Source organism: cf. Phormidesmis sp. LEGE 11477 (assembly GCF_015207105.1).
In the GTDB taxonomy this organism is placed as follows: Bacteria; Cyanobacteriota; Cyanobacteriia; order Phormidesmidales; family Phormidesmidaceae; genus Phormidesmis.
Window position 1 is genome coordinate 24,650 of the sequence record NZ_JADEXO010000028.1, and the last position, 9,633, is coordinate 34,282.

Annotated in this window: 8 protein-coding genes; 6 read left to right on the forward strand and 2 right to left on the reverse strand. The window is 47.5% G+C overall.

The genetic code is table 11. The features are described 5' to 3' along the window. Positions 1-11 precede the first annotated feature (11 nt). The 4 genes from IQ256_RS10445 (at position 12) to IQ256_RS10460 (ending at position 5,441) form a co-directional block, all read left to right on the forward strand. The gene (locus IQ256_RS10445) at positions 12-2,057 is read left to right on the forward strand and encodes a LysR family transcriptional regulator (RefSeq protein WP_193855491.1); all 2,046 of its coding nucleotides are present in this window, start codon (positions 12-14) and stop codon (positions 2,055-2,057) included. A 69-nt stretch (positions 2,058-2,126) separates the two neighbouring features. Further along, on the forward strand, positions 2,127-2,666 hold the full coding sequence (gene ssuE / locus IQ256_RS10450; protein ID WP_193855492.1) for an NADPH-dependent FMN reductase: 540 nt from the start codon (positions 2,127-2,129) through the stop codon (positions 2,664-2,666). A gap of 77 nt (positions 2,667-2,743) precedes the next feature. Then, positions 2,744-4,066 (forward strand): LLM class flavin-dependent oxidoreductase, encoded by a 1,323-nt coding sequence (locus tag IQ256_RS10455; protein ID WP_193855493.1) that lies wholly within the window; start codon positions 2,744-2,746, stop codon positions 4,064-4,066. Positions 4,067-4,154: 88 nt separating this feature from the next. Next, on the forward strand, positions 4,155-5,441 hold the full coding sequence (locus IQ256_RS10460; RefSeq protein ID WP_193855494.1) for a 3,4-dihydroxy-2-butanone-4-phosphate synthase: 1,287 nt from the start codon (positions 4,155-4,157) through the stop codon (positions 5,439-5,441). 30 nt (positions 5,442-5,471) lie between these two features. Here the strand turns inward: IQ256_RS10460 and IQ256_RS10465 are convergent, their stop codons facing one another. Continuing rightward, positions 5,472-6,494, reverse strand: coding sequence for a YeiH family protein (locus IQ256_RS10465; RefSeq protein ID WP_228024752.1), 1,023 nt, complete (start codon positions 6,492-6,494; stop codon positions 5,472-5,474). Between the two features lie 11 nt (positions 6,495-6,505). On the opposite strand from IQ256_RS10465, the gene IQ256_RS10470 reads away from it, so the two are divergent. Both IQ256_RS10470 and IQ256_RS29555 read left to right on the forward strand, forming a co-directional pair. Continuing rightward, positions 6,506-7,582 (forward strand): LysR substrate-binding domain-containing protein, encoded by a 1,077-nt coding sequence (locus IQ256_RS10470; protein WP_370623407.1) that lies wholly within the window; start codon positions 6,506-6,508, stop codon positions 7,580-7,582. 337 nt (positions 7,583-7,919) lie between these two features. Beyond that, positions 7,920-8,399 carry a DDE-type integrase/transposase/recombinase gene (locus IQ256_RS29555; protein ID WP_228024753.1) on the forward strand — a complete coding sequence of 160 codons (480 nt, stop codon included), beginning with the start codon at positions 7,920-7,922 and terminating at the stop codon, positions 8,397-8,399. Between the two features lie 351 nt (positions 8,400-8,750). Here the strand turns inward: IQ256_RS29555 and IQ256_RS10480 are convergent, their stop codons facing one another. After that, entirely contained in the window at positions 8,751-9,488 is a 738-nt protein-coding gene (locus IQ256_RS10480; RefSeq protein ID WP_193855495.1) for a dienelactone hydrolase family protein, read from the reverse strand. Positions 9,489-9,633 lie beyond the last annotated feature (145 nt).

A 9,633-nucleotide genomic window follows, 5' to 3' on the forward strand; every position in this document is an offset into this window, starting at 1 on the left:
AGCTGAGCATTATGAAGCTGGAAGATATCACTTTGAACCATCTCAAGATCTTGAAGACGGTTCATGACCATCAGAGCTTTTCTAAAGCGGCTGAGGTACTGGACTGTAGTCAGAGTCTCATTAGTAAGAAGGTAAAACAGCTGGAAACTTACTTTGATACTCGCCTGCTGAAGCGATCGCCCGGTGCTATTAGCCTTACTCACAAGGGTGAACGGCTGGTGTCAAAAGTTTATAGCGTTTATGAAGACTTTGAAGGGCTCTTTGAAGAGTTTCAAAGCGAGATTTTTGATCCGGCTAGTCAAGAGATTGTCATTGGCACAACGTCACTGTTATCAGCCCTTTGGTTCAAGCTATATCTCTATCGGATTATGCTGTGCTTTCCCGACCAAAAAATTCGTCAGACGGTGACTAGCACCAATGATTTTTCTTCCTCGGAAAGAGAAAACTTGCATATGTTGATCAATAGCTCATCGGCTTACCAGAGTCAGCATTGCTGTAACCGCCTGCAAACTCATCAGCTGTTTCTGGTGGCGTTTGGGTCTACGAATCAAGCATTGAGATCTCAAAGGTCGGGGCAGACTGCGCTTCCTAGAGAAAAGATTGATTTTGAGCAAATCGTTTTACTCGAAGAAGTGTATCGAGACCTTTCTAAAAGTCTGCCTTCTCAGCCAGAGGCTCTCAATTTAGCTCAGCTTGTCAGCAGTTACCAGGACTTAATCAACACGCTTGTCAACACTCATAAATCCACTATTCTGCCGAGCTTTTGCCTTGCCCCAATCCGGCAGAAACATGAAATTTCAGCGCTTCCTATCCAGGGCGTTCGGGACTATGGCATTTATATTCATGTTCCAAATACGAGTGAATTATTAATTCTTTCAGAGAGCTTAGTCAGAAGTTTTCAGCTAGAACAAGATGCCTTAGAGCCGCAGCCTAAATTTTACTTGTCGCCCAACAGGTCGTTCAACCAGGCAGCGGCGGCGCTGCGGATTGGCATGCAGCGAGACTCTATTGGCCAAATTATTGCTGGGCACGGGGTCAACTACATTTCCGAACAGCTCCGGCGTTCTCCACCTGACGCTCTCGATTTGCCAGAAGCCGGTATCGATAAGCACTTGGATCTACAGGTGAGCCTCTTTTCATCTGGCGATTTAATGACTCGCCAAATGAAAAGAGATGATATTGATATTTGCATTTTGGACGATATGTCTCTGTTGAGAAACGGCTCAACTTTTTTTGATCAGCTAGGATTTAACTCGAAGCTAATTGGCATTGCTTCGTACAACATTGCGGGTGAAGATATCAGTATTGTGTTGCCAAAGTCCTCAAAAATCAAAACAGTGGCTGAGCTAAAAGGCAAAAGAATTTCTGTTTTGCTGGGTACTAATGCCCATCGATTTATTGTTACTTTGTTTGACTCATGCGGCTATGATGTCAAGGTGGACTGTACGCTAATTGATGAAGACTCTCGTACGGCTAGCAACAGTTTGGCAAACAGCAGCATTGATGCCCATATTTGCTGTACAACGTTTGCACGTCAGCTAGAAGAACATAATTTTTCAAGGACGTTGGATCAGTCGCAAACTTCAACCATTAGACTACCCTCCCTACGAGGGATTGTTTGCCGGAGTGAAATTATTCGCGATCACCCCCAGGCGGTGATAACGTACTTGTACTATCTAGTGCTTGCGAATTCCTGGTTTTTATCCAATCCGGATCAGGCCGCTCACAAGCTCTCTCAGTTCGCTAACTTTCATCCCGCTCAAATTTTTGATTTCTTTGCTATCAGCTCTGGAAACCGGATCGATCCAACCCTGAAGCCTCAGTGGTCATGGCTCCTTAAAACGTTGAATCGACGGCTTGAAAACCGCTACGACATTTCCAAATTTGATGTTGATTTTTGGATCGATGACTACTTTTTGCGGCTAACCTACAGCCTCTTGGGCCTTGACTATCACTTCCAACAAGTTTCTTTGGCCAGCGAGTTTTCGAACAGCTACTTTGTTGATGAAAAATTCAGCAAATATATAGCCTTTCTCAATGCCAAAATAGCCGCTTAAGCGAGTCTTTGGCCCTAGATACACCTGATATATCCAATCCCTATTCCATACGTTAAGAGTGCTTAATCCATGCATGATATTCTTGCGATCGCAGGCAGTCCCTCTGTCTCTTCTCGCTCATCTGCTGTTCTTGCCCATTCAACAGGACTGCTCGAAGCACAGGGGCTTCAGGTTGAAACATTCACGATACGAGACATTAAACCAGAAGACTTAGTCTTTGCGAATTTTGAGAGCCCAGAACTCCAAAAATTTACCACCTTAGTCGCAGAAGCCAAAGGTATCATGATCGCCACCCCCGTTTACAAGGCTACCTACACAGGCATTTTGAAAGCCCTCTTAGATTTGCTTCCACAGTATGCCTTTTTAGACAAAATTCTCTTTCCTATTGCGACTGGCGGCACCATTACCCATTTACTCTCACTCGAATACGCTATGAAGCCGCTGTTTGCCGTCCTAGGTGCAACCCACATTGAGAGGGGTCTATTTATTGTGGATTCTCAAATGCAGCGACTCGATGAAGGCGGTATTCAGCTAGATGGTGACATTGAAACTCGCCTACAAGATTCGCTGTTGGGATTCGCCTCAGCCATCAAAGCTAAGAAACCATAGCGAGTAAAACCGCCGATCTAAACATCCTTTAATCACCCCATCCAAAACACCCATCAAAGCCGTAGGAGCGATAGACCATGTCAGCTAAGAAGAAAATTCACCTGTTGGGATTCCTTCAGCACGGATTCAACAGTCATGCCATCGGTATGTGGCGATATCCCAAAGACAAAATTAATTGGAACTGGAGCGGCCCTGAATACTGGCAGCACATGGCACGGACTATGGAGCGTGGCATGTTTGATGGCATGTTTATTGCCGACGAGCTAGCCCCTTACAACAACTTTCAAAATAGTTCTGATGCCTGCGTGAAGTGGGCCGTTCAGTGCCCTACCCACGAACCTTCAACCATCGTGCCAATTATCACAACCGCGACCAAGTATCTCGGCGTTGGGGTAACGCTATCAACCGCTTTCGAGCATCCTTATTCAATGGTTCGCCGCCTGTCGAGCTTGGATCATTTATCAGGCGGGCGGGTTGCGTGGAACGTTGTCAGCTCTTATTCTAGAAGCGAATGGGACGCCTACGGCGCTGCAATGACGCCCCGCGCAGAGCGCTATGACCGGATGGAAGAGTACATGGAAATTTGCTATCAACTCTGGGATTCTTGGGAGCCGGATGCCATTATTGCGGACAGGGAAAGCGGCATTTTTGCCGATCCGGCCAAGGTGCATGAAGTCGATTACCAGGGCAAGTACTTTAGCTGTAAGGGCCGTTCTTTTTGCTATCGCTCGCCTCAAGGAAGGCCGGTGCTCTGGCAGGCGGGTGCTTCCGATCGCGGTCGTGATTTTGCTTCCAAACATGCCGAAGCTATTTTTGCAGTGCATCCTACGGTCGACAGAATGCGACAGTATTCCGACGACTTAAACGATCGGCTTCAAAACCGCTTTCAACGACCTGCTGGTAGCGTTAAGCTGATATACGGTTTGCAATGTATTGTGGGTGAGTCTCACGAGCATGCCAAGGAGAAATATGAACAAATTCTCAGTAATATTCCGCTAGAGGGCGCACTGGCCTGGATTTCGGGACACTTCGGTCCCGATTTTTCAACCTACGATTTAGACGAATATGTTCAAGACATTGAGATTCCTGGTATTCAGGGTCTTTTTGAAAGCATTATTTATGCCAAGGGTGGAGCCCCCATTACGGTAAAAGAGGCCGCGCTGTACTACGCGATGGGCATGGGGATGCCTGTTTTATATGGAACAGCTGCTGAGATTGCAGATAAAATCGAATACTTTGTTGATGAAGGGGGCGCGGATGGTTTTATGCTAATCGCCTCTTATACACCTGGGTGCTACGAAGAGTTTGTCGATATGGTGGTTCCTGAATTACAGCGTCGCGGCAGATATCGCACGGAGTATACAGGCAGCACGTTACGAGAAAATCTTTTAGCCTATTAGTGGAAAAATGCTTCCTACGTTGAATAAAAGTTTAAAGAAGAGTGATGGCAGGTCGGTCGCAACAGACTATAAGCCAGTTTGTACTGCCTTGTTTAGCACTGTTGAAGAAGCCCTGGCAGAGATGAAAGTGGGCCGCTCGGTGATTGTTTTTGATGACAAATCATGGCGGCAATCGGTCTATTTAATGTGTGCCGCTCAATTTGTAACGCCAGAGAGGGTTGAGTTTATGACCACTCAGGCTAGGGGCTCACTGTCCGTAGCACCTTTGCTTTTAGCGATGGAACAGGCTCGGCTACAGGCGTTAGCGTTGCCGAGCAAGCCGCTAAACGGCATTCCCTCAGGCTGTAATGAGAACAAAGTCCGAGAATTGTCTGCCGGAATCCGGCTCAGCTTATCTGTTAGCGGTGCTTCAGCTAAAACAGCTGCTGAGGGTCAGGCCCGAACCGTTCAAGCCTGTTTAAATCCTCAAACAAAACCAGAGGATCTACAGCAGTCGGGAAATATTTTTCCAGTGGGTGCTCAAACAGGTGGCGTGCTGGCTAGGGCCAGATACTCCGAAGCTGCTGTAGATCTCGCTCGTTTGGCCGGATTATATCCGGCGGGGCTGGTTTGCGGGGTTAAATCATCCGGTCATGCGAGAAGTGATGCTAGCGGGAAGCAAAGGGACGTTGCCTTGGCCTATGCCAAGCGGCACCATCTCAAGGTCATTCGTATGACAGATCTGATCGCTTATCGGTTGAGTTGCGAGACTCTTGTTGCTTGCGAAGCGGTTACTCAGCTGCCGACTGAATTTGGCGCTTTTAAGGTGCAGGCCTATCGGAGCTTAGGCGATCGCTCTGAGCATCTGGCTATCATCAAAGGCAATCCCATGAGCGCTGGGCCTGTCAGAGTCTATTTGCATACTGAATGTTTAATTGGAGATGCTTTTAGTTCACTACGCTGTAGCTGTCGTAATCAACTGTCTGCGGCCATGGGAATGATAGCTGCCGCAGGACAAGGTGTGATTGTTTATTTACGACCCGCAGACCATGGCCGTGGACTAGTGGATCAGCTAAAGCGCTATGCCTCAAAGGATACAGGGACAGATACTGTCAAAGTCCACGACGGACAGTCGATCCAGTTAGCGCCCCAGACTGTTAGTCTTGCGGCACAAATATTGGAAGATATTGGTATTCACGATCTTCTTTTAATCACCCGTCATGCTTATGAAGAGGGTACTTATGAAGATGACGCCTACAAAAATAGTGCTTACAAGAACGATTTTAATCTGGCCAATTTCGGAATTAATGTTGTCAACTATATACCACTGGTTCCTGACATCAATGCTAACAGTAGTCACCTTTTCCCTAGCTTAGTTCGGCAGCTTTCCGAGTAACCCACAACTGGCCATTTACGCGGCCATTTCCTAGTGAGTCAAGCCTAAAAACAGAATAATGCCTAGCGAGCAGAGACTGACGATAATCCATAGCACAACGCCTTGTAAAATAGGCTTCCAGCCAACTGATTTCAAGGTTTTTGCCGATAGTCCAGCGCCAATTAAAAAGAGTGCTAGCTTTAGGCCGATTTTTGAAAACTGCGTGATTGTAGGCGACCAGTCAGCGATCGCAGGTATCACGGAACGGGCCACAGAGGCGAGTAAAAATAGGCAGATAAACCACGGCACTTGAACGGGCTGAGAGAACTCGCCTGATCTGGTTGCAGTATCGTGAGGCCGAATCAATCTTGAAAAAAGAAGAGATACGGGGAGAATCCAAAGCGAACGCGCGAGTTTTACAGCAGTCGCTGTATTCAGAGCCTCGACCCCAAAATACGAAGCCGCACCCACAACACTCGAAATATCGTGAATAGCCACCCCTGCCCACAGCCCAAACTGTTCGGCACTCAGGTGAAAGGTATGACCCAGCAGTGGAAACAGATAAAGCCCTACCGCATTGAGTAAAAAAACAGTGCCCATCGCAATGGAGATTTCTTGTTCAGCAGCCCCAATGACTGTGCTAATAGCAGCGATTGCAGATCCCCCACAGATAGCCGTCCCTGACGAAATCAAAATCGATATTTTGTGCGATATTTTTAGCCGTGTGCCTAGCCATTGCCCCAATAGCAGAGTCATCCCAATGGTAAGAATCGAAAATAGTGCGCTGCTGCGACCCACTTTTAGCACAATGGCTAAATCCATCCCAAAGCCTAGCAACACAACACAACCTTTCAACACTTGACGCGAAATTTGTTTGCTTACTTGCGGAAAAGGATTGCGAACCGTCAGCGCGATCGCCAGCCCTAATGTAAGCGCAAGTGGAGCTGTTATAAGCGGGGTGAGACACACAAACGCCAACCCCAAAAAGATAAGCTGCTGTAAGTTGAAGGTCAGCGTAACAGAGTGGTACAGCAATCTACTCAGCATCCCAACGCATCGAGGTTTTTTCAACATCTTTATAATTTGTGGCGAAATTAGGTCAGCGAAATGAGATATCTTCCCTCACTATAAGAAAGCTGGTTCGTTGCAACAAATGTTTCTTTCCACCAAAACAATCGATAAAATCGATTAATCTCTTTATCGCCAATTTTCTAGCCATGGGTATGACACTTGATCAGTTACGAATCTTTTTGGCAGCAGCAGACCATATGAACTTTACCCGTGCCGCTGAAGCCTTGTACATGACGCAATCGTCAGTCAGCGCCGCCATCCATAACTTGGAAGACCGCTACGATATGAAACTGTTTAATCGTATCGGTCGCCATATTGAAATTACAGAAGCTGGTAGATTGTTGCAGGTTGAGGCCCAAAAAATACTAGGACAGGTCACCCTCACGGAGCGTGGCCTAGGAGAGTTAAGTGCATTACGACGGGGTGAGCTTCACCTGGGCGCTAGTCGGACCGTGGGAAATTACTGGTTACCTCCAAAAATTAGCCGATTCAAGCAACAATATCCGGGTATTCAAATTTACTGTACGCTGGGCAATACTAAAGAAATCAGCGCAGGCATAGCTAACAGAAAGTTTGACTTGGGCTTCGTAGAAGGCGAAATTGAACCGACCATTTGCAAAGTACTGGAATTAGAGACCGTCGGTAGCGATCATTTAATTATTGTCGTTGGCAAGCACCATCCCTGGTACAAGTCAGCAATGATTTCGGCATCGGAATTACTTACGACCACTTGGATTATGCGAGAGCAAGGGTCAGGCACACGGTCTATGTTTGAGCGGGCTCTAGGACGGTGGGGAATTGCCTGTGACCAGTTAAAAATTGCGTTGGAAATGAGTAGTGGTGAAATGGTTAAGTCTGTTGTCGAAAATGGGGAAAGTGCAACAGCTATTTCAAAACTAATGGTAAAAAAAGAGCTGCGGCTAAAAACCCTATATGAAGTCCCAATTTACAGGTTAGCAAGGCCTGTTAAAATTTCTCGTTGTTTTTTTAAGATCAGGCATCGACAATGCTTTCAGACAAGGAGTTCTCATGCGTTCTCAGAAAATTTTGTAGATCAGCCGAAACCGTCAGATGTGAGTAGCCAAAGATGAATGCTGGGCATCTTGCTGGTAGGCTTGGGACTTCCCTCAAGCCCTGCCTTGTTTATCTCCTACGGACTGCCCTCGCTGCCAATCAACTCGCGTTTCGGTTTTGCAACGTAAAACCAGTCTGGGCTATGACATGTTTCGGTGCAAGGACTGTCGTCGGACTTTTAATGAACGGACAGAAACACCGTTCAACTTTATCGAAGTCCCGGCCGATATTATTTTCCAGGTAATTCTCTGTCGCGTACGCTATAAGCTCAGCTATCGGGATATCACCGAGTTCTTCCTGTTGCGAGGCTTCGAGTTCACCCATGAAATGGTGCGGTTTTAGGAAGAACGATTTTTGCCCCATCTTACCGAGCAGATACGGAGGAAGCGGAAAGGAAAAGTCGGCAAGGTTTGGCTAGTGGACGAAACTTTTGTAAAAGTCCACGGGCAGTGGTGCTATCTCTATCGAGGCATTGATGAGGATAGCAACTTGGTGGATGTCCGCCTCAGCAAGACTCGTGATATGGCTGGGACTAAAGCTTTCTTTGCCCAGGCCATTGGTCTTCACAAGGATGCACCCGAGAAGGTGGCAACCGATGGATTAGCCTCCTATCTACAGGCGATTGGAGAAGAGTTAGGCAAGGAAGTTGAGCACGAGGTACGTCCCTGCACCGATAATCCTGTAGAGCAGAGTCATCGACGAATCAAGCATCGCTATGACCCGACGCTTGGATTTGGCGAGTTTGATGCTGCTCAAAGGTTCTGTCGGGCGGTCGATGAAGTGGGCAACTCTGAGGCCACAAAGTCGGATGGCAGAATTCGTCTGTCTGAGTGATCGCAGGGAGCGATTTATAAAAGTAGTAGAGGAACTGGGAGTCTTATTCCAATCCACTTAAGCACAAGCAGGACGGGGGAAGGTTGACTTGGAGAGTGATCTAATTTGGCTACCCAATCCTGACAATTTCGGAACGAGAGCTGCTCTGCTGTAGTTGGCATTAATAATGGCTGCGGTATCCAGTCACCTGCGTAGCTGCCGCTGACAGTGACTAGCGTTTCGACAGACCGGCGATCGCACTAAAGTCTTCGCAGGTTCCTTCTGTCAGGCCACAGGGATAGATGCCGCAGACGATGTATGGACTGCTCTCGAAGTATTGGCAGCGATCACACACCCTTTCTATGCGATCGCTCAGGCCAGCACTCGGCTCAGGAATTCAAGACTCTCGCCCCATGCCGCATCTGTTGCGACTGGATCATAACGATAACCATCATCTCGCATGAACGTATGATTAGCTTCATACAGCAATGTCTTATGAACAACGTTTGCCTCATCCAAAGCCTGCAAAATCTGCTGGCGGCTTTCTGATGGTACGTGAGGATCTAAAGTTCCAAATACTGTGAGTATTTCAGCGTTCAGCTTGCTGACACGTGCAATCGTATCGGCAACGCCTCGGCCTAGCTTACCGTTGTGAATACCTGTGGGATAGCAACAGACTGCGGCCTTTACCGAATCCTGGAGGGCCGCTCGAAATGCTAGGTGGCCACCAATGCAAAAGCCGAAGGCTGCTATTTGGTCGGACAGTACGGTTTCTTCAGCCTGAAGCCACTCTAAGACAGCTCGGGTATCGGCATCGTAATGTGCAATTTCACTGCGCCTAGCATCATCATTTCCTCGCAGTTTCCCTAGCTCATCTGGCTCAATCACTGTACCTATCGGCTCTAGTCGATGAAAAATCTCCGGCGCTGCTACAACATAGCCGTACCCTGCTAGGCGATCGGCTAGGCGCGTAATGGGGCTACCCAGTTGATAGATATCTGAATAGAACAAAATCCCAGGATACTGACCTGCCGGTTCTGGAGCCGCGACATATACCCGCATCAAGCTGTCATCTACCGTTAAACCAATGTTTCGCTGGGTGATCTGCACAGAGTGGAGCCCGCCTATACGTTAGGTACTTGTGATTAATTCATCGTTTACTCTATCGGGCGGTTCTGATGATGACAAGGCATCGTTGAGTACACAAGTAGGTGTTTACCCATATAACTAATCGCAGGGTGTGGGGTAAGTGGGC